17 protein-coding genes are annotated in these 18,738 nt (G+C 64.9%); 10 read left to right on the top strand and 7 right to left on the bottom strand.

What is annotated here, in order from left to right; all coding sequences use genetic code 11:
* Nucleotides 1–321 precede the first annotated feature (321 nt).
* The gene (locus tag JQ580_RS19190; protein WP_212281691.1) at nt 322–576 is read right to left on the bottom strand and encodes a hypothetical protein; all 255 of its coding nucleotides are present in this window, start codon (nt 574–576) and stop codon (nt 322–324) included.
* A 263-nt stretch (nt 577–839) separates the two neighbouring features.
* Between JQ580_RS19190 and JQ580_RS19185 the strand changes: the two genes are divergently transcribed.
* From JQ580_RS19185 to JQ580_RS19175, 3 genes are all read left to right on the top strand, one after another.
* Nucleotides 840–2,051 carry an SMP-30/gluconolactonase/LRE family protein gene (locus JQ580_RS19185; RefSeq protein WP_409363215.1) on the top strand — a complete coding sequence of 404 codons (1,212 nt, stop codon included), beginning with the start codon at nt 840–842 and terminating at the stop codon, nt 2,049–2,051.
* 194 nt (nt 2,052–2,245) lie between these two features.
* The gene (uvrA, locus tag JQ580_RS19180; RefSeq protein ID WP_212281687.1) at nt 2,246–4,768 is read left to right on the top strand and encodes an excinuclease ABC subunit UvrA; all 2,523 of its coding nucleotides are present in this window, start codon (nt 2,246–2,248) and stop codon (nt 4,766–4,768) included.
* 148 nt (nt 4,769–4,916) lie between these two features.
* Nucleotides 4,917–6,227: an ABC transporter substrate-binding protein gene (locus JQ580_RS19175; protein ID WP_212281686.1), complete on the top strand. Its 1,311-nt coding sequence runs from the start codon at nt 4,917–4,919 to the stop codon at nt 6,225–6,227.
* Nucleotides 6,228–6,415: 188 nt separating this feature from the next.
* Here the strand turns inward: JQ580_RS19175 and JQ580_RS19170 are convergent, their stop codons facing one another.
* The 3 genes from JQ580_RS19170 to JQ580_RS19160 all read right to left on the bottom strand — a co-directional run bounded on the left by JQ580_RS19170 (nt 6,416) and on the right by JQ580_RS19160 (nt 8,594).
* Nucleotides 6,416–7,585, bottom strand: a complete 1,170-nt coding sequence (locus JQ580_RS19170) for a Gfo/Idh/MocA family protein (protein WP_212281684.1) — start codon at nt 7,583–7,585, stop codon at nt 6,416–6,418.
* A gap of 43 nt (nt 7,586–7,628) precedes the next feature.
* On the bottom strand, nt 7,629–7,886 hold the full coding sequence (locus JQ580_RS33870) for a septal ring lytic transglycosylase RlpA family protein (protein WP_249134261.1): 258 nt from the start codon (nt 7,884–7,886) through the stop codon (nt 7,629–7,631).
* Nucleotides 7,887–8,150: 264 nt separating this feature from the next.
* Nucleotides 8,151–8,594, bottom strand: coding sequence for a hypothetical protein (locus tag JQ580_RS19160; protein ID WP_212281680.1), 444 nt, complete (start codon nt 8,592–8,594; stop codon nt 8,151–8,153).
* A 357-nt stretch (nt 8,595–8,951) separates the two neighbouring features.
* On the opposite strand from JQ580_RS19160, the gene glgC reads away from it, so the two are divergent.
* From glgC to JQ580_RS19145, 3 genes are read left to right on the top strand one after another with little or no spacing between them, the layout of a single operon-like run.
* Nucleotides 8,952–10,214, top strand: coding sequence for a glucose-1-phosphate adenylyltransferase (gene glgC, locus JQ580_RS19155; RefSeq protein WP_212281679.1), 1,263 nt, complete (start codon nt 8,952–8,954; stop codon nt 10,212–10,214).
* Nucleotides 10,211–11,665, top strand: coding sequence for a glycogen synthase GlgA (gene glgA, locus JQ580_RS19150; protein ID WP_212281677.1), 1,455 nt, complete (start codon nt 10,211–10,213; stop codon nt 11,663–11,665). The genes glgC and glgA overlap by 4 nt, the downstream gene beginning before the upstream one ends.
* A 37-nt stretch (nt 11,666–11,702) precedes the next feature.
* Nucleotides 11,703–11,963 (top strand): SemiSWEET transporter, encoded by a 261-nt coding sequence (locus JQ580_RS19145; RefSeq protein ID WP_212281675.1) that lies wholly within the window; start codon nt 11,703–11,705, stop codon nt 11,961–11,963.
* Nucleotides 11,964–12,125: 162 nt separating this feature from the next.
* Here the strand turns inward: JQ580_RS19145 and JQ580_RS19140 are convergent, their stop codons facing one another.
* Entirely contained in the window at nt 12,126–12,920 is a 795-nt protein-coding gene (locus JQ580_RS19140) for a DODA-type extradiol aromatic ring-opening family dioxygenase (protein ID WP_212281673.1), read from the bottom strand.
* Between the two features lie 154 nt (nt 12,921–13,074).
* Here JQ580_RS19140 and JQ580_RS19135 point away from each other — a divergent pair, with 154 nt between their 5' ends.
* Nucleotides 13,075–13,254, top strand: a complete 180-nt coding sequence (locus JQ580_RS19135) for a hypothetical protein (protein WP_212281671.1) — start codon at nt 13,075–13,077, stop codon at nt 13,252–13,254.
* Between the two features lie 21 nt (nt 13,255–13,275).
* On the opposite strand, the gene JQ580_RS19130 is transcribed toward JQ580_RS19135, so the two are convergent.
* Nucleotides 13,276–14,736: a carboxylesterase/lipase family protein gene (locus tag JQ580_RS19130; protein ID WP_212281670.1), complete on the bottom strand. Its 1,461-nt coding sequence runs from the start codon at nt 14,734–14,736 to the stop codon at nt 13,276–13,278.
* Nucleotides 14,737–14,814: 78 nt separating this feature from the next.
* Nucleotides 14,815–14,991 (bottom strand): hypothetical protein, encoded by a 177-nt coding sequence (locus tag JQ580_RS19125; RefSeq protein WP_249134260.1) that lies wholly within the window; start codon nt 14,989–14,991, stop codon nt 14,815–14,817.
* 260 nt (nt 14,992–15,251) lie between these two features.
* Between JQ580_RS19125 and JQ580_RS19120 the strand changes: the two genes are divergently transcribed.
* The 3 genes from JQ580_RS19120 (at nt 15,252) to JQ580_RS19110 (ending at nt 18,713) form a co-directional block, all read left to right on the top strand.
* Entirely contained in the window at nt 15,252–17,918 is a 2,667-nt protein-coding gene (locus tag JQ580_RS19120; protein WP_212281666.1) for a flavin-containing monooxygenase, read from the top strand.
* A gap of 130 nt (nt 17,919–18,048) precedes the next feature.
* Entirely contained in the window at nt 18,049–18,321 is a 273-nt protein-coding gene (locus tag JQ580_RS19115) for a hypothetical protein (RefSeq protein ID WP_212281664.1), read from the top strand.
* 86 nt (nt 18,322–18,407) lie between these two features.
* On the top strand, nt 18,408–18,713 hold the full coding sequence (locus JQ580_RS19110) for a hypothetical protein (protein ID WP_212281663.1): 306 nt from the start codon (nt 18,408–18,410) through the stop codon (nt 18,711–18,713).
* The last annotated feature ends 25 nt before the right edge of the window (nt 18,714–18,738 follow it).

Below are 18,738 nucleotides of genomic sequence, written 5' to 3'. Positions count from 1 at the left end.
CGCACGTGGCCTCGGGCTCACAGGGACTACCCGCCCTGCCCGCGCCTCTCGTGCCGACGCTGCCGCGTCCACCGCAAGCCCGGCTCGCGAACGTGACGACTTCACGTCGCCCCTCTTGGGTGAGCCGGGATGGGCGACACATACGCCGAAACCGAATTTCGGTAAAGTGGAATATTTTCGCGCTTGCGGATTGACAGAGGCCGACACAGGCGCGGCCCGCAGCCAAGTTGAGAGGAGCGAACCCGGAGAGCGGTGCAGCCGGCCCGAAGGCCCCGGATGTCGCTGCGCCCATCCGGGCGCTACGGCGCTACAAGCTTCGCCCTACCCCGCGCGGCGGGCGCGGGCCCGGCTTTCCCAGCGGGTCAGCATCTGGCCGAGCTCGCCGGTGACCGCTGGGGTCGCGCTCGCGATCTCGTTGGTGTTCGCGGGCGCATTGGCGGTGAGCCAATCCGGCTCGCTATATTCGCGCCAGCGGCGCGCTTCCGCGCGTCGTTTGCTGGAGATGCGATCACGCGTGAAATAGCCGGCTGCGAACGCGATCCCAAGCAATACGATCAATACGATGACGCCACTCACATTCAACTCCGTGCATCTGCCCGGCCGGTTCTTGCGTGGCAATCCGCGCAAAATCATGGCTTCGACACGGCTTTTTCTCCAACGCATTCGAATATGACGACATTGCGGCTCACAACCGCACGGAAGAATTCTATTCCTCTCGCAACCGGCGGCGGACCGCATTAACCTCGGCTTCCGCTCGGCCGGATCAACCGGTCAGCGAACATCATTGGGAGGACGCGATGACACGCCAGGAGACGGGGGAGCCCGCGGCTCGTGACCACATGCAGCGTGAGCAGGATGCTGCGCTTTCACGACGAACACTTGTGCGGGGGCTTGCGTTCGGCGCCGTCGCCACCGTGACCGGGGCCAGCCCCGCGCTGGCCCAGACCGGGCCCGCCGCACCGCCGACCACCATCACCACCCCGCCGCGCGATTTCGGCCCCCGGGGCGCGCCGACCACTTATTTCTGGGATCCCGACATCATCGCAGTCGATCCCTCCTTCAACGATCTCGCGCAGCCCAACACCGCGATCACGCGTCTCTACACCGGCGTGCTGTGGGCCGAGGGCCCGGCCTGGAGCGCGCAAGGACGGTATCTGTTGTGGAGCGACATCCCCAACAACCGGCAGATGCGCTGGAGCGAGGACGACGGCCGCGTCAGCGTGTTTCGCACGCCCTCCAACAATTCCAACGGCAACTCCTTCGACTTCCAGGGCCGCCAGCTTTCCTGCGAGCATCTGACCCGCCGGGTGACGCGTTACGAACATGACGGCACCGCCACCGTGCTCGCCGACTCCTATCAGGGCAAGAAGCTGAACTCGCCGAACGACGTGGTCGCGCATCCCGACGGCAGCTACTGGTTCACCGATCCGCCCTATGGCGGTCAGCTCTACGAAGGCGAACCCGATGTGGCGGGCGGACCGAGCAATGCGGGCGGCAAGCTCAATCCGCGGATCGGACAGCCCGCAGGCTTCGTCCCCGGCAAGCGCGAATTGCCGACCAATTGCTATCGCATCGATCCCTCGGGCCGCATCGATCTCGTCGTGACCGAGGAGCAGGTGCCGGACCCGAACGGCCTGTGCTTCTCGCCCGACTACAAGAAGCTCTACGTCGCCTCGACCGGCAAGGGACCGGGCGACACAGGCCCGGGCGGCAAAGGCGATATCTTCGTGTTCGACGTCGGCGCCGACAACAAGCTGTCCAACGGCAAGCGGTTCAGCGACTGCGTGATCGACGGCGTCAAGTGCGGACCCGATGGCCTGCGCTGCGACGTCAACGGCAATGTCTGGGCCTCCAGCAATGCCGGGCGCGCGGTCGGCTATAGCGGCGTGACGGTGTGGTCGCCGGAAGGCAAGCTGCTCGGCCGCATCCGCCTGCCGGAGGTTTGCGGCAACATCACCTTCGGCGGCCCCAAGCGCAACCGCCTGTTCATGGCCGCGAGCCAGTCGCTCTATGCGGTGTTCACGGCAACGCAAGGCGCAGGACCGGGCTGAGGCGAGGCAAGTACGGACCTGCAAATACGGGCTTGGCGCCGGCGCGAACCGCCGGCGCCAAGTCCTCTGCAATCTCCCGGCCCGGCACCTCTGCAAGGCCCATCGTCTTGTGTGGATTGCACCGGCCCGCTGGCCTCAAAGGACCCATCCTGCGATCCTGTCGTTGTTCCCCCAGGGGGGCCGGAGGAGGCGAGATGGACGATCGACCAGGACGGCCCGACAGCCCGATGGAGGACGACGGCTTCGTGCGGGTGCGCGGGGCTCGCGAGCACAATCTCAGGAACGTCGACGTCAAGATCCCGCGCAACGCCCTCGTCGTGTTCACGGGCGTTTCGGGCTCCGGAAAGTCCTCGCTCGCCTTTGGAACGATCTACGCCGAGGCGCAGCGGCGCTACCTGGAGTCGGTGTCGCCCTATGCGCGGCGGCTGTTCCACCAGATGCAGATCCCCGAGGTCGACGATATCGAGGGCCTGCCGCCCGCGGTCGCGCTCCAGCAGCAGCGCGGCTCGCCGACGACGCGGTCGTCGGTCGGCAGCGTCACCACGATCTCGAACCTGCTCAGGATGCTCTATTCGCGCGCCGGCGATTACCCGCGGGGGCAGCCGATGCTCTATGCGGAATCGTTCTCGCCGAATACGCCCGAGGGCGCCTGCCCGACCTGCCACGGCATCGGCCGGATGCTCGACGTCACCGAGAAATCGATGGTGCCCGACGACACCAAGACGATTCGCGAGCGCGCCGTCGCGGCCTGGCCGAGCGCCTGGCAAGGACAGAACCTCCGGGACATCCTGACAACGCTCGGCTACGACGTCGACAAGCCCTGGCGGGAGCTGCCGAAGAAGGACCGCGACTGGATCCTGTTCACGGATGAGCAGCCGACCGTGCCGGTCTATGCCGGTTATGACGCCGCCGAGGTCAAGCGCGCCCTGCGCCGCAAGGAAGAGCCGAGCTATCAGGGCACCTTCACCGGCGCCAGGCGCTACGTGATGCAGACCTACGCCAAGTCCGAGAGTGCGATGATGAAGCGCCGGGTCGCGCAATTCCTGATCACGCGGGACTGCCCGACCTGCCATGGCACAAGGCTGAAGCCCGAGGCGCTCAAGGTGAAGTTCGCCGGGCACAACATCGCCGAAATATCTCACCTGCCGCTGAAGCGGTTGCACGAAGTGATCAGGCCGTTTGCGAGACCTTCAGCGGACAAATCGGAGAAGACCGTCGTCGCGATGCGCATCTGCGAGGATCTGTCGGCGCGCCTTGCCGTCCTGCTCGACCTCGGCCTCGGCTATCTCGCCTGCGAGCGCAGCACGCCGACGCTGTCGCCGGGCGAGCTGCAGCGCCTGCGTCTGGCGACGCAGGTCCGCTCCAATCTGTTCGGCGTCGTCTACGTGCTCGACGAGCCCTCCGCAGGTCTGCACCCGGCCGACACCGAGGCGCTGCTGCGGGCGCTGGACCGGCTGAAGCACGCCGGCAATTCCATCCTCGTGGTCGAGCACGAGATCGAGGTGATCAGACACGCCGATTGGCTGGTGGATGTCGGGCCCGACGCTGGCGAAAGCGGCGGCCTGATCCTCTACAGCGGGCCGCCGGCGGGACTCGGCGACGTCGAGCAATCGCACACCGCGCATTACCTCGCACGTCCGCGCAAGAAGCTGCCGACGCAGCGCCGTGAACCGAAGGGACATTTGAAGCTCAGAGGCGTGACCCGCAACAATCTGCGTGGCCTCGACGTCGACATTCCGCTGGGCGTCATCGCCGGCATCACCGGCGTGTCGGGCTCCGGCAAGTCGAGCCTGATCAGCCAATTCCTCGTCGAGACCGCGGCCGCGCATCTCGGCCATACGCTCGCCACCGACACGGACGACGACAGCCTCGCTCCGACGGTCGAGACGCTTGGCGGCAAGATCGTTGCCGGACTCGACCAGATCAATCGTCTGGTCGTCGTCGACCAGAAGCCGATCGGCCGTACGCCGCGCTCCAACCTTGCGACCTATACCGGCCTGTTCGACCATGTCCGGAAACTGTTCGCGGCAACGCCTCAGGCCAAGTCGCGACGCTACGACGCCGGGCGCTTCTCGTTCAATGTTGCGAAGGGACGCTGCGCGACCTGCAATGGCGAAGGCTTCGTCTGCGTCGAGTTGCTGTTCCTGCCCAGCGTCTACGCGCCCTGCCCGACCTGCAAGGGCGCGCGCTACAACGACAAGACGCTCGAGGTGAAGATCCGCGGCAAATCCATCGCGGACGTGCTGGCGATGCGCGTGGATGAGGCCTTCGACTTCTTCCGCGACGATGCCACGCTGAACCGGTCGCTGTCGGTCGTCCGCGAGGTCGGTCTCGGCTATATCCGCCTCGGCCAGTCCGCGACCGAACTGTCCGGCGGCGAGGCCCAGCGGATCAAGCTGGCGACCGAGCTGATGCGCCCGCAACGCGGCCACACGCTCTATGTGCTTGACGAGCCCACCACCGGCTTGCACCCGCGCGACGTCGAGCGGCTGATCGCCCAGCTCGATCGGATCGTCGACGCCGGCAACAGCGTGATCGTGGTCGAGCACGACATGGACGTCGTGGCCCACAGCGACTGGATCATCGATCTTGGCCCCGGCGCCGGTGACGAGGGCGGCCGTGTCGTGACATCGGGGACGCCGGGCGAGGTCGCCAAGAGCAGCGCGACGGCCGGCAGCAAGACGGCGCCTTATCTGGCGCGACGCTTGTCGCAGTAGCGCTGCGATCTCGCCGGGCCTCTCCGCATTTCGCAATTGCGTTCTGCGGCGCACCCGACTTTCGCGATGTTGACTTTCCGCGGTCCCCCTCCCCATACTTCGCAAAAAAATAACAACCAGTCACAAGACGGTTTTGAGGGAGGATAGGATGCCGACTTCACGCAGGCAGCTGCTGAAGGGTACGGCGGCTGCCGCCGCCACGCTCAGCCTCGATTGGACCAGGGCCCAGGCGCAGGCCGAGAATTTGCGCATCGGCCTGATCTACGACCTCACCGGTCCCTTTGCCGCCGGCGGCTCGGTTGCCTCCTCGGTCGGCGCGCAGATCGCCATCGACCTCGTCAACGAGAAGGGCGGCATCGGCGGCAAGACCAAGATCGTACCCGTCGCGGCGGACTCCCAGAGCAAGGCCGATGTTGCCATCAACGAAGCCGAGCGCCTGATCAGCCAGGAAAAGATCGACATCATCAACGGCGTCTATTCCAGCGCGCATGCGGTGCCGATGGCGGCGAAGGTCGAGCAGCAGAAGAAGATCCTCTGGATCACGACCGCGGTCTCGACCGCCGTGTTCAAGGACAAGAACCTGCAATACGTGTTTCGCGCGCAGATCCATTCCGACCAGTATGGCCAGGCCTTCGCCGGCTTCATCGCCGAGCATGCGCAGGGCAAGCTCGGCATGGACGCAAAGGACGTCAAGGTGGCGCTGATCCACGAGGACGGCCCGTATGGTGTCGGCGTCGCCGCAGCGGACGAAGCCTATGCCAAGCAGGCCGGGATCCAGGTTGTTCTGCGCGAAGGCTATTCGGCATCCGCGCCCGATCTTTCGGTGCTCGTCACCAAGCTCAAGCGCGCCAAGGCGGACGTGATCTCACATGCCGGATACAACCCCGACATCACCCTGTTCCTGCGTCAGGCTCGCGAGAGCGGATTGCGCTTCAAGATGTTGTTCGGCGCCGGTGCGGGCTACAGCCAGCTCGATAAGCTGCGCGCAACCTTCGGTCCCGACATCGACAATTTCTGCAACATCGATCCGGTGCCGGCACAGCTGCTCGATCCCGCCAAGCTCGCGCCGGGCATGGGCGATCTGATCAAGACCATGGTCTCGCGCTACCAGACCAAGACCGGCGCCACCGACGTGCCGCCGCACTGCTCGATGGGCTTCAACCAGACCTGGGTGCTGCTCAACAACGTGCTGCCGGTGGCCAAGGAGAAGTACGGCAGCTTCGAGCCGGAGGCGATCCGCAAGGCCGCGCTCGACGTCGATATACCCGCCGGCGGCACCATCCAGGGCTACGGCGTGAAATTCTTTCCGCCGGGCACGCCGCTGTCCGGTCAGAACGAACGCTCGACGCCGGTGGTGATGCAGAACGCCGGCGAGCACATTTCGGTGGTGTGGCCGACCAACATCAAGACACGGGACCCGGTGTTTCCGCTGCCGAAGGGCTCGACCTACGGGGCGTAGGCAACGACGGAGCACCCTCTCCCCTTGCGGGAGAGGGTGGCTTCGCAAAGCGAAGCCGGGTGATGGGTTCTGTCCGCGAGTCCAACCCTTAGCGAGCGCACGGAGAAAAAACCCTCAGCCGGCGCTTCGCGCTACCTTCTCCCACAAGGGGAGAACGATGGTAGCGTGCCTGTGTCTCGTCAGCGGTCCTACAACACCACCCGTCGCCCCTCCTCCGCCGCCCAATACCCCGCGTAGTTCACCTTGATCGTTTCATAGGCGAGCGCGAGGTCGGACAGCGGCTGCCGGCCCGTCGCCACGCATTCCATGAAGTCCTGGATCTCCTGGAGATAGCCGCGCGTCCATTCCTCCTCCAGGCAGACATACTGCCAGCCGGTTTTGCGGTCGACCTTCTCGGTGATGTAGACGGAAGCGAGCTTCTCTTCGGAGGTCTGGTAGCTCATCAGATGATTGTTCGGCGTGATGTTGGCGAACAGCGAGCCACCGGACGTATAGGTCTCGACCAGATTGCGTACGCCGCCCATGATCATGTCGCCGGAGAACACGGTGGCCTTGGTGCCGTCGGAGAAGGTGACCGTGAGCGTGCCCCAATCCTCGACGTCGAGCGGGTTGGCCTTGATGTAGCTGCGCTCCTCGGGCCTGAGCGCGGCGGTGACGTTGCCGACATCGCCGGTGACGCTGACGACACCGATGTTCTCGCCGCGCGCCTTCGCCTCCACCTGCTTCAGGTACAGCACCGCCGAGAGCGGATGGCAGCCCATGCGGATCAGCGAGCCGCCACCGGTCATCGCCCATTGCGCGGCGTGGGCCGCGTGCGAGCCGGAATGGCTTTCCTCGCCCTTCATGAACAGGATCTTGTCCTTCGTCGCCCTGATGATCTCCGCGGTCTTGGTCACCGCGGGCGCGTAGATCCAGTCCTCGGCATACATGAAGAGCTTTCCGGTGCGCTCGATCGCGGCGCGCGTCCTGTCCATCTCCTCGATCACGCGCTGGTACATCAGCGCCTTCGGCACGTGCTTGCCGATCGGCTGCGAGTCGCCGTCGCGGCCGAAATAGCCGGCGAACGGCTTTTCGCAGATCACGTGCTTGCCGGCCTGCATGGCACCGACGATCATTTCGGCATGGAGATTGGGCGGGGTGCAGATGTCGACGACGTCGATAGCTGCGTCCGCGACCAGTTCAGAGAAGCTGCGATAGACCCGCGGGATGCGGTGGCGGCCCGCGAATTCGACGACATGGTCGCCACGGGCAGCCACCGCCGCGACCTCGACGTCCACGCCGTAGACGCGCCGGAACGCATACATGTGCAGCTCCGATACGAAGCCGCAGCCGACGAGCCCAACCCTTATCCCTGCCATAGCGCCCCCATGCTTTGGGCGGCACTATAGCGCCCGCGACGGCTTATTCCACGGAGACCCGCACCACGCCGGCGCTCATCATGCCGAGCGCGCGGGCGGCCGGCACCGAGAGATCGACGATGCGGCCGCGGATGAAGGGGCCGCGATCGTTGACGCGGCATTGGATCGTGCGGCCGCTGTAGGACACCTTGAGCACGCTGCCGAACGGGCGGGTCCGGTGCGCGCAGGTCAGTTCGCCCTTGGCGGCCTTTGCGTAGCTGTAATAGGAGGCGAGCCCGCTTTCGGCTCGGGCGGCGGACAAGGCAGAAAATGAAAAACAGGCCAATGAATTAGCGTCGTCTGCGCTCGCACGGCACCGCTCCCGATTGCCTGCCCAGCGCTGCAAACGTCGCTTATTCCATTGAGTTCCATGTCCACTGCCGCGCAACGCCCGGCGGGACCACATTGTTAATTGCGTGAGAGGGCAGCATTCACGCGTCGATACCTCGCGCCCGTCTGCACGCCGCCACATCGCGCGAAGGTGCGCGCAAACGCTCATCGTTTGCGCGCATGCTCGAGCCGGTCCTCACCAATATCCGCGGTAATAGTGGCGGTGATAGACCCGGTACGGCCGGTAGTAACCGTAGCCATAGCCGTAGTACGGACGGTAGGGCCGGTAATAGCGCGGATAGGCCGGCGCGTATCCGTAGCCGCCGTAATAGGCCGGGGCGTAACCGTAGCCATAACCCGGATAGCCATAGCCGCCATAATACGGGCCGCCGCCGTAATAGCCGTAGCCATAAGGCGCGCCGCTGGCGATGGCGCCGCCGATGATCGCACCGGCGAGGAGGCCGCCTGCGCCCAATCCCCAGCCACGACCGCGCCAATGAACTTGCGCGACGTCGTCACCGACCGCGGCCTTCATGGTCGCGACGTTGGTCGGCAGCGGGGCCGCCGCCGCCTGTTGAATTTGCCCGGCGATGACCACGCCGGCGACCGAACAGGCAATTGCCGTTTTCCAGATCCTCATCGACTTGCTCCCTGTCTGACGTTTCGCTTTGAAAAGGATCGCAGCAGCATGATCGGGCATCTTTGCGCCAAGTCAAAGTCCGGATTTTCAAAGCGGATTTGCGTGCGGCGCACAAGTCCCTCCATGCTCCTGCCAAGCGGCTGCCGACCTGCGAGGCGGACCTACGCGCTGCTCTGCCCGACGTGACGCCGGCCGATGCCGGAGCCCTGCGGCCGACGCAAAGCATTAAGCTTCCCGCCTTCGCAACCAACAACCTACTTCACGATTGACTATTCGTATCGTTACTATCGGTTCCACGGGAGCGAGGTTTCTCGCGACGAATAGCCTCGGTCTGCGCCGAGCGTGTTGGAGGATGACATGAGTGCCGCGAGACCCGAGCCGCTTGCCCGTCAGGCGCTGGCCTTCGTTCTGGCCGGCGGACGTGGCAGCCGGCTCCTGGAGCTGACCGACCGCCGCGCCAAGCCGGCCGTCTATTTCGGCGGCAAGTCCCGCATCATCGATTTCGCGCTGTCCAATGCCGTCAATTCTGGCATCCGCCGCATTGCTGTTGCGACCCAGTACAAGGCGCACAGCCTGATCCGGCATCTTCAGATGGGCTGGAACTTTTTCCGCCCCGAACGCAACGAGAGCTTTGACATCCTGCCTGCGAGCCAGCGCGTCTCCGAGAACATGTGGTATGTCGGCACGGCGGACGCGGTCTACCAGAACATCGACATCATCGAAGCGCACGCCTGCCGTTTCATCGTCGTGCTGGCCGGCGACCATATCTATAAAATGGACTACGAGGTGATGCTCCGCCAGCACGTCGAGAGCGGCGCCGACGTCACCGTCGGTTGCCTGGAGATGCCCCGGGCGGAGTCTTCCGGCTTCGGCATCATGCATATCGACGAGAACGGCTGGATCCAGGAATTCCTGGAGAAGCCGAAGGACCCGCCGCCGATGCCGGGCAAGCCGGACGTCTCGCTCGCCAGCATGGGCATCTACGTCTTCGACGCGAAGCTCTTGTTCGATGAGCTCAAGCGCGACGCCGAAGACCCGAACTCGAACCACGATTTCGGCAAGGACATCATTCCCTACCTCGTCAAGAATGGCCGTGCGATGGCGCACCAGTTCTCAACCTCGTGTGTCCGTTCCGGCACCGAAGAACGCGCCTATTGGCGCGATGTCGGCACCGTCGATGCCTATTGGGCTGCCAATATCGACCTCACCGACGTCGTGCCCGAACTCGACCTGTTCGACAGCTCCTGGCCGATCTGGTCCTATGCGGAGATCACTCCGCCGGCGAAATTCGTCCATGACGAGGAGAGCCGGCGCGGCCAGGCCGTGAGCTCGCTGGTCTCGGGCGGCTGCATCATATCCGGCGCTTCGCTGCGCCGGTCGCTGCTGTTTACCGGCGTGCGCATCAACTCCTACGCCAATGTCGAGAACGCCGTGATCATGCCTTATGTGAACGTCAACCGCGGCGCGCGGCTGAAGAACGTCGTGATCGACCGCGGCGTCGAAATTCCGGAGGGACTCGTGATCGGCGAGGATCCCGAACTCGACGCAAAGCGCTTCCGCACCACCGAGCAGGGGATTTCGCTCGTCACCCAGCCGATGATCGACAGGCTCAATGCATGACGCCTGTTCGCGTCCTCGCGGTCGCTTCTGAAGTCTATCCCATCATCAAGACCGGCGGCCTCGCGGATGTCGCCGGCGCGTTGCCGATCGCGCTGAGGGCGCATGGCGTCGAGATGCGCACCTTGATGCCGGGCTATCCCGACGTGATGCGGCTGGTATCGAACGTAGAGCAAATCCGGAGCTGGCCGGATTATTTCGGCGGGCCGGGGCGGTTGCTTGCGGGCTCCCATGACGGGCTCGATCTGTTCGTGCTCGACGTGCCGCATCTCTATGCGCGGCCGGGCAACCCCTACGTCACCACTGAGGGTGTCGACTGGCCGGACAATGGCGTGCGCTTCGCGGCGCTGTCGCGTATCGCTGCCGATATCGGCCACGGCCTCGTTCCTGCCTTCGTGCCCGAAATCGTGCACGCCCATGACTGGCAGGCCGGGCTCGCGGCGGCCTATCTGCACTATGACAATCGTCCGCGGCCCGGCACCGTGATGACCATCCACAACATGGCCTATCAGGGCAAGTTCGCGCCCGAGCTGATCGGTGCGATCGGCCTGCCCTGGCACGCATTCAGCGTCAACGAGATCGAATATTTCGGCGGCATCAGCTTCCTGAAGGCGGGCCTGCAATTCGCCGATCGCATCACCACGGTGTCGCCGACCTACGCGCGGGAAATCCAGAGCGACGAAGGCGGCATGGGGTTCGGCGGCCTGTTGCGTACACGCGCGAACGTGCTGAGCGGCATCCTCAACGGCATCGACATCTCGGTATGGAATCCGCAGGAAGATCCGCACATCGCCTACCGCTACGGCGCCGAGGACCTGACCTTCCGGGCCGCGAACAAGGCGGTGCTGCAGCAGCAGTTCAATCTCGATTCCTCCGACGAGGCGCCGCTGCTCGGCGTCATCAGCCGGCTGTCCTGGCAGAAGGGGCTCGATCTCCTGCTCGAAGCGATTCCGATCATTCTCGCCGAAGGCATGCAGCTTGCGCTGCTCGGCAGCGGCGACCGCGATCTGCAGGACGGCTACCAGGCTGCAGCACGCGCCAATCCCGGCCGGATCGGTGTCGTGATCGGCTATGACGAGATATTGGCCCATCTGATCCAGGCCGGATCCGACGCATTGATCGTGCCGTCGCGCTTCGAGCCGTGCGGCCTCACCCAGCTCTGTGCGCTGCGTTACGGCGCCGTTCCCATCGTCTCGCGCGTCGGCGGGCTGGAGGACACCATCGTGGACATCGGAGACGCCGGCGCCTCCGGCCGCGATGCCACCGGTTTCAAGTTCGCACCCGTGACGCCGGAGGCCCTCGCCTGGACGCTGCGCAAGGCCAATACGGCCTTCCATAACAAAGCAGCCTGGCGACGCCTGCAACTGAGCGGCCTTGCAACCGACGTCTCCTGGCGCAACCGCGCCGGTGACTACGCCGCGCTGTATCGCAGCCTGATGGCGCAGCGTGCCTGAGGCATGACCGTCGTCGAATCCATGTTATAAAGCCGGCATGGACCCGTTCGTGATCAAGCTGATCGGCTTTGCCGCCGCCACCTGCACCACCGTGGCCTACGCGCCGCAAGCCATCAAGGTCTGGAAGACCCGCTCCACCGGCGACATCTCGCTCGGCATGTTCCTGGTGATGGTGCTGGGCCTCGCGCTGTGGCTGATCTACGGCCTGCTCTCGGGCGATGCGCCGCTGGTTGCCGCCAACGCCGTGACCATCGTGCTCGCGGGATGCATCCTGGTGATGAAGTTGCGATATGGGTGAGATTCCCTCGCCCCTTGTGGGACAGGGTGGCTCGCCGCGGTGCGGCGAGACGGGTGAGGTGTATCTCTCCGCAAATTTATATGAGAGTCGGACTTGCGGGGAGATATCGCTCATCCGGCGCTTCGCGCTACCTTCTCCTATACGGGCAAGAGGAAGAATCAATCATCCAAACACATACGACGCCATCGCCACGCTCGCGACCTCGTCGACGAAGACGCGCCTGCCGATATCGCTGCCGGCGGCACCGGCGGCCACCATCAGCGGCAGCAGATGGTCCTCCCGCGGATGCGCGAGCCGGGCGCTGGGCGCATTCTCCCAATCGACCAGCATCGCGTTGCGGCGGGCGGGATCGGGGTTGCTGATCGCCTCGTTCAGGTAGGCCTCGAAGTCATACGAGACCGGCTTCGACTCCGGCCGGTTGAAGCCACGCATGTTGTGATAGGTCAGCCCACTGCCGACGATCAGGATGCCTTCATCGCGGAGCGCGGCGATGGCTTCGCCGACCTTGATGTGCTCGGCCGCATCGTAAGCAGATTTCAGCGACAGCAGCACGATCGGCATGTCGGCATTGGGATACATCAGGCCGAGCGGCACGAAGGTGCCGTGATCGAAACCCTGTTTGGGATCTTCCCGGCAAGCGACACCCTCGCCCGCAAGCAGCGCCTTCACCTTCACTGCGAGCTCCGGCATGCCCGGCGCCGGATATTTGAGGTGATAGGTGTGCTCGGGAAAACCGTAATAGTCGTACACCATCGGCGGCTGCGCCGAGGTCGAGACGGTGAAGGCATCGGCCTCCCAATGGCCGGTGATGACAAGCACCGCCTTCGGCCTCTCGGGAAGCAACTGAGGCAGCCGGCCAAACTCCTGGGCGGTCTTCGCATATTGCACCCGCCGATCCTCCATGAATGGCCACGGGCCACCGCCGTGCGACAGGAAGAGGGTCGGCAATCGCGTCATCGGATTGGTCTCGTCGGACAGATGCGCGTGCCAGCGCCCGCGCGACGACCGCAAGCATAGGCAAACCGGCATGGTTAGCAAGTCGTTAACGATTTGCCGCCCAAGATCCCCGGTGTGGCCGAAGCAGTCGGCCTGAAGACAAGCGAGACGTGAGATGAGGAAGTTTGCGCTGGGGGACGTCGTCAACAGTGACAAGGGCCGCCGCGGCATTGTTCGCGCCGCCTTCAAGTCGCGGGACGGCCAGCAGTTCTACGCCGTCGAGAAGGACGGCGCGATGGACTATCTTGAGGAAAACCGGCTGACGCCGGCGCCCCGCGTCGAACTCGCCGCTTAAGTCCAACCCATTTTTGTCGCGCTAGCGCGCGAGCCGGTCGAGACGCTCCGCCAGGGGATCGTCACCGCTCGCGATGCGATCGTTCGTGATCAGCAGCAGGCGATCGCGGTTTGCGGCCGAATCCCAATGCGGCAGGTCGGGACCGTTGGGATCGCCGCGTCTGGCGAAGTTGATCCAATAGGACCGCACGCGGCTGGCGACCTCTCGATCGGCTCGCGAGAAGATGCCCGCTCCCGGCACGCCCTCCGCTCCGAAGATGAACTGCAGTTCGCGTCCGTGCCCAGCCCCGGGATTGCCGCGACGCGCCTCGGGTACATAGGCGAAGCGATAGCGAAAGGTCGCCACGCCACGTGCGGCATGCAGGCGCGCCAGCAGCCTGGCGGGCTCGGAAAACACCTTGTCGGTATAGAACCTCGTCGCAAGATCTGAAGGCTTGGCGAGATCGGGATAGAGCTGGCGCAGATCATCGCTCGTAAGGCCTGACGCTGCAAGCTCCTGCCTGGTGTCGACCTCGTCGTCGAAACCGGTCTCGTCGTCGTTCGAGCCGATCATCAGGGCAATGCGGCTTTGGTGTCCGGCCGCAAAGCCTGCAGCGATATCCTCGGTCACCAGAGCTCCATCCATCATCGGCGCGAAGCCGTGCCGCGATTGCTCCAGCAAAAGGCTTTCGGCGGCCAGCAGGCGTCGCGGTTCGGCGGCGCGCAAATCCGCCTGCGGCCCGAGCGCCGCCACGAACTGCCGACCGATCGCTTCGGCCTCCTGGGACGAGCGCAACCGCGCCCGGGCGGGGATCGATTGCAGAATGGCTTTATGGAACAGGCCGCGCGATTGCGCGGACAACATCAGAAGCGCGATCGATGTGGCGCCTGCGCCGCTGCCAAACAAGGTGACATTGTCGGGATCGCCGCCGAAGGCTGCGATGTTGTCATGAACCCAATGCAGCGCGGCGATCTGGTCCATCAGACCCCAATTGCCGGAGCCGCCGTCCGTCAGCGCGGGATCAGCGAGCCAGCCGAGCGCGCCGAGGCGATAATTTGCGGTCACCACGATGAGACCGGCCTGCGCTAGCCTGGCACCGTCGAACAGCCGCTCATTCGCCGTGCCACTGACGAAGCCGCCGCCGTGGATGAACATCATCACCGGCAGCGGCCCGTCGACGCCGAAGGGACGGAACACGTTCAGCGTCAGGCAATCCTCGCTCGCATCAGGCAATGACGGTTGAAGGCACGGCGCGCCGTACGTGTAGGCGGTGTGCATCTCCGAACTTTCCGGCGTCGGCTGCGGCGGGCGCCAGCGTAGCGTGCCGAGCGGCGGCGTGGCGTAGGCCAGTCCCTTGAACGAGGCCACCTCGCCTTCGACGGCACCGAGCATCTGTCCTTCGCGCGTCAGAGCGAATGGAAACTGTCCGACCGGCTGACCCACGGCCGAGCCGGCGCAGCACAGGACGATGAAGGCCGCAAGAAGCGCGAGCAAGGATCGCATCTTCGGAGCATCTCGATGCGCGGAAAGGTCCCGTGAGGTTAAGTCCGCAGCGCGCCGAGGGGCAAGCCTCGGCTCACACTAACCGCGCTTTGCGATAATCTCCGCCAGCGCATGCCGCGCGACGATGCCGAGTTCGCCGAGCGTTGAGTGCCCCGCTTGTGCAGCCTCAATCAGGCGCTCGGCGATGAATCTCCGGCTGTCGTGATCGCCGCCGTGCGGCAGTTGCCGGCACGTCTCCTCCAGGACGACGTCCATGTTGGCTTTGGTTCGCTCACTCAACTCTGACATGACGCCCGATCGCTACGCGTGGCTTGTAGCCGCAAGCATACACAGATGGACCGGGCATGATTACCCCGGGTCAACACGGCCATTGTGCATCGCAGTGCGTGTAGCGCTGCAACATTCAATTGGCCTTGATGCCGCCGCAAACGACCACCGAAGATTGCACTTGCTATGATGACAAGCTGAACCTGCAGCGATAGCCTGCCGGCAAACAAAACATTCGGGAGGATGCCATGCCTGACGCGATGGTTGCCACACGTGCCTCCAGCGAGCGCGGAACCGCTCAACAGGTCGATGTCGCCGTGGTCGGCGCCGGATTTGCCGGCCTCTATCTCCTGCATCGCCTGCGCAAAGCCGGCTTCAACGCGGTCGCTCTCGAAGAAGCCGGCGACGTCGGCGGCACCTGGTACTGGAACCGCTATCCTGGCGCGCGCTGCGACATCCAGACCATCGACTACAGCTACACCTTCGATCCGGAGCTGGAGACAGCCTGGACCTGGTCGGAAAAATACGCGACCCAGCCCGAAATCCTGCGCTATCTCGGCTTCGTCGCCGACCGCTACGATCTCAGGAAGGACATCCGCTTCCGGACCAAGGTCACCGAAGCCAAATGGGACGAGAAGACCGAGCGCTGGCACTTGACCACCGATAACGGCGCTCCGGTGTCCTGCCGCCATTACATCATGGCCACCGGCTGCCTCTCGGCGCCGAAGCCGCCGGAGATCGACGGCGTCAAGGATTTCAAGGGCGAGGTCTATTTCACCGGACGCTGGCCGCACGACGGCGTCGATCTCGCGGGCAAGCGCGTCGCCGTGATCGGCACGGGCTCGTCGGCCGTCCAGTCGATCCCGCTGATCGCCGAGCAGGCCGCGCACCTGACCGTGTTCCAGCGCACGCCGAACTTCGCACTGCCCGCGCATAACGGCCCGGCCCCGTCCGACCGCATGAGCCTGCTGCAGTCCGACCGTGCCGCCTATCGCGAACAAGCGCGCCAGTCGATGGCCGGCGTGCCCTATCCGCAGCAGACGGTCGTGAGCTGGCAATTGAGCGACGCCGAACGTCGCGAGCGGTTTGAACGCGCCTGGGCCGCCGGCGACCTCGTCCACATGCTCACCCAGCTCTGGGCCGACCAGGCCGTCGACGTCGACGGCAACAGGATCGTCCAGGACCTGATCCGCGAGAAGATCCGTTCGGCGGTGAAGGATCCCGAGACGGCGGCCGCGCTGATGCCGGACGACCATCCCTTCGGCGCCAAGCGTCCCTGCCTCGATACCAACTACTACGCCACCTACAACCGGCCGAACGTCACGCTGGTCAATCTGCGCAAGGAGCCGATCAAGGCGATCACGGCCGGCGGAATCTCCACGAGCAGCCGCAGCTTCGACCTCGACGTCATCGTGTTCGCGACCGGCTTCGACGCCATGACCGGCGCGATCCGCGCCGTGCATCCGATCACGGGGCGCGGCGGCAGGTCGCTCACCGACGTCTGGGCACAGGGACCGCAAAGTTATCTCGGGCTCACGGTCGAGGGCTTCCCGAACTTCTTCATGATCACCGGGCCGGGCAGCCCGTCGGTGCTGTCGAACATGGCGGTGTCGATCGAGCAGCATGTCGACTGGGTCGTGGATCGTCTTGCGGCATTGCGCGACGCCGGCTTCACCACGATCGAGCCGACGGAGACGGCGCAGGCCGGCTGGAACAGGCACATGGCCGACTGCTCGATGGTGACGCTGCATCGGCTCGCCAACACCTGGTACACGGGCGCCAACGTCCCCGGCAAGGTGCAGGGCCTGATGCCCTATACCGGCGGCGTCGGCCCCTATCGCAGCATCTGCGACGAGGTGGTCAACCGCGGCATGCTCGGTTTCAAGCTCACCGGCCCCGGTGGCGCCACGCAATGCAACGACGGCGAGGTGGTACGGCTGCAGCCCGACGTGCGGCTGGTGCTCAATCTGCTGGCGACGCTCAACCTGCCCCCGATCGAGTCGATGGGCGCGCAAGGCGCCTGCGCCTTCGTGAATGAGTTCAACAAGAGCCGTCCCGCTGGACGCCCCATTGGCGAGATCGTGGACGGCACGCTGCCCGGCCCCGACGGTCCGCTACCCTATCGGGTCTACAAGCCCGCATCATCAGGGCCGCATCCGGTCGTGGTCTATTTCCACGGCGGCGGCTGGGTGCTTGGCGACGAGCAGTCGGACGAGCCGTTCTGCCGCGACATGGTCCGCCGGACCGGCATGATGTTCGTCAGCGTCGGCTATCGCCATGCGCCGGAGCATCGCTTCCCGGCCGCAGCCGAGGACGGCTACGCGGCGACGCGCTGGATCGCCGAGCACGCCGCCGAGCTCGGCGGCAAACCGGGTCCCGTGCTGGTTGCGGGCTGGAGCGCCGGCGGCAACATCGCTGCCGTCACCTGCCAGCTCGCGCGCGACCGTGGCGGGCCGGACATCGCCGGCCAGCTCCTGGTGTGCCCGGTCACCGACTGCGACTTCGATCGCCCCTCCTACAACGACAATGCGACCGGCTATTTCCTGACGCGCTCGCTGATGTACTGGTTCTGGGACCTCTACTGCTCGCCGTCCGATCGCGCCGATCCGCGCGTCTCGCCGCTGCGCGGCAAGGTCGCGGGCCTGCCGCCGGCTTTCGTCGTCACCTGCGAGTTCGATCCGCTGCGCGACGAGGGCATCGCCTATGCCGAGGCGATGTCGGCCGCGGGCGTCCCGGTCGAGCAGTTGAAAGCACGCGGCCATTTCCACTCGTCCTTCACCATGGTCGATGTGGTGATCACGGGTGTGTCCGGGCGGGTGCAGATGGCGAAAGCCTTGCGACGCTTCGCCGGGCTGCCCGAGGTCAGTCGCGACGAGCCTGGTCCGGGCTTCAAGATCGCGGCCGCGGCGAGCTGAATTGCGACAGGCAGCCGGGAACTTTTTCCCGGCTGCCGCGTTTTGGGGTGAGGCAGTGAGATGCAGCGACAGGTGTAGGCCCCGGCGCGCGGAATCGGCGTGCTGGGGCTTTTTTGCGTGAGGCGGTGCGATGGGGGACATGGTTGCGGAGTCAAAAGTCGACTTCGGTGCGTTTGCAGTTCTGAACAAATGGCCATCACTGGCCAATCAGCGTCAGCCTGACCGGGAGCCCTACCAGGTCGTCGAAGGCACCCTCGACGAATGCATCTCGGCGTTCATGGCCAAGCCGGCGACGACCAGGCACCTCTATGAGATCCGGACAGCGGCGCAGCCGCCGCTCGTAACCGGCATCCTCTCGCCAGAACACGTCATCGAGCTCGCGCGCTGGAGAGAATTTCTCTGACGGCGTTTTCACCCGCGCGAGGTCAGGAACTTTCTGCCGGTTGTTCCCGTTGTTGGAAATCGGAAGCCATTGCGTGAGTGCCTCTTATGCTCGAAGCTGGCGTGCCACCTCCCGTCGTGCCCTATGGCGCAGACAAGACCATGTTCGTGGTGATAGATCGCCTCAACCAGGCGACGGAGATCCGCATCGAACGCAGCGATCTCGAATCCACGATCGGCGAGCTCGTCGCCGGCTGCTTCAACGACCCCATCAAGGTGATTTCCTTCAACACGCTCGAACATTGGATGAAGGACATCTCGACCGACGTTGCCGATGAGATCAGGGCGCGCTGCGATATCGACGGCGTGAGGCTGCCCGACTATCTCAGCGACTTCGTCGAGAGCCACAGCTGAAGTGAATTCGCCAATTCGCGCAGAC

This window comes from Bradyrhizobium sp. SZCCT0148, assembly GCF_018129985.1.
GTDB lineage: Bacteria > Pseudomonadota > Alphaproteobacteria > Rhizobiales > Xanthobacteraceae > Bradyrhizobium > Bradyrhizobium japonicum_H.
Note: the sequence above shows the minus strand (reverse complement) of the source record. Positions and strands in the feature narration are given on the sequence as shown.

Bases quoted from the DNA above. Each gene is read 5' to 3' on its own strand.
- JQ580_RS19175 (WP_212281686.1), top strand. From the start codon at position 4,917: ATGCCGACTTCACGCAGGCAGCTGCTGAAGGGTACGGCGGCTGCCGCC.
- JQ580_RS19145 (WP_212281675.1), top strand. From the start codon at position 11,703: ATGGACCCGTTCGTGATCAAGCTGATCGGCTTTGCCGCCGCCACCTGC.
- JQ580_RS19160 (WP_212281680.1), bottom strand. From the start codon at position 8,594: ATGAGGATCTGGAAAACGGCAATTGCCTGTTCGGTCGCCGGCGTGGTC.
- glgC (WP_212281679.1), top strand. From the start codon at position 8,952: ATGAGTGCCGCGAGACCCGAGCCGCTTGCCCGTCAGGCGCTGGCCTTC.
- JQ580_RS19115 (WP_212281664.1), top strand. From the start codon at position 18,049: ATGGGGGACATGGTTGCGGAGTCAAAAGTCGACTTCGGTGCGTTTGCA.
- JQ580_RS19170 (WP_212281684.1), bottom strand. From the start codon at position 7,585: ATGGCAGGGATAAGGGTTGGGCTCGTCGGCTGCGGCTTCGTATCGGAG.
- JQ580_RS19135 (WP_212281671.1), top strand. From the start codon at position 13,075: ATGAGGAAGTTTGCGCTGGGGGACGTCGTCAACAGTGACAAGGGCCGC.
- JQ580_RS19140 (WP_212281673.1), bottom strand. From the start codon at position 12,920: ATGACGCGATTGCCGACCCTCTTCCTGTCGCACGGCGGTGGCCCGTGG.
- JQ580_RS19130 (WP_212281670.1), bottom strand. From the start codon at position 14,736: ATGCGATCCTTGCTCGCGCTTCTTGCGGCCTTCATCGTCCTGTGCTGC.
- JQ580_RS19125 (WP_249134260.1), bottom strand. From the start codon at position 14,991: ATGGACGTCGTCCTGGAGGAGACGTGCCGGCAACTGCCGCACGGCGGC.
- uvrA (WP_212281687.1), top strand. From the start codon at position 2,246: ATGGACGATCGACCAGGACGGCCCGACAGCCCGATGGAGGACGACGGC.
- JQ580_RS19110 (WP_212281663.1), top strand. From the start codon at position 18,408: ATGCTCGAAGCTGGCGTGCCACCTCCCGTCGTGCCCTATGGCGCAGAC.
- JQ580_RS19120 (WP_212281666.1), top strand. From the start codon at position 15,252: ATGCCTGACGCGATGGTTGCCACACGTGCCTCCAGCGAGCGCGGAACC.
- JQ580_RS19185 (WP_409363215.1), top strand. From the start codon at position 840: ATGCAGCGTGAGCAGGATGCTGCGCTTTCACGACGAACACTTGTGCGG.
- glgA (WP_212281677.1), top strand. From the start codon at position 10,211: ATGACGCCTGTTCGCGTCCTCGCGGTCGCTTCTGAAGTCTATCCCATC.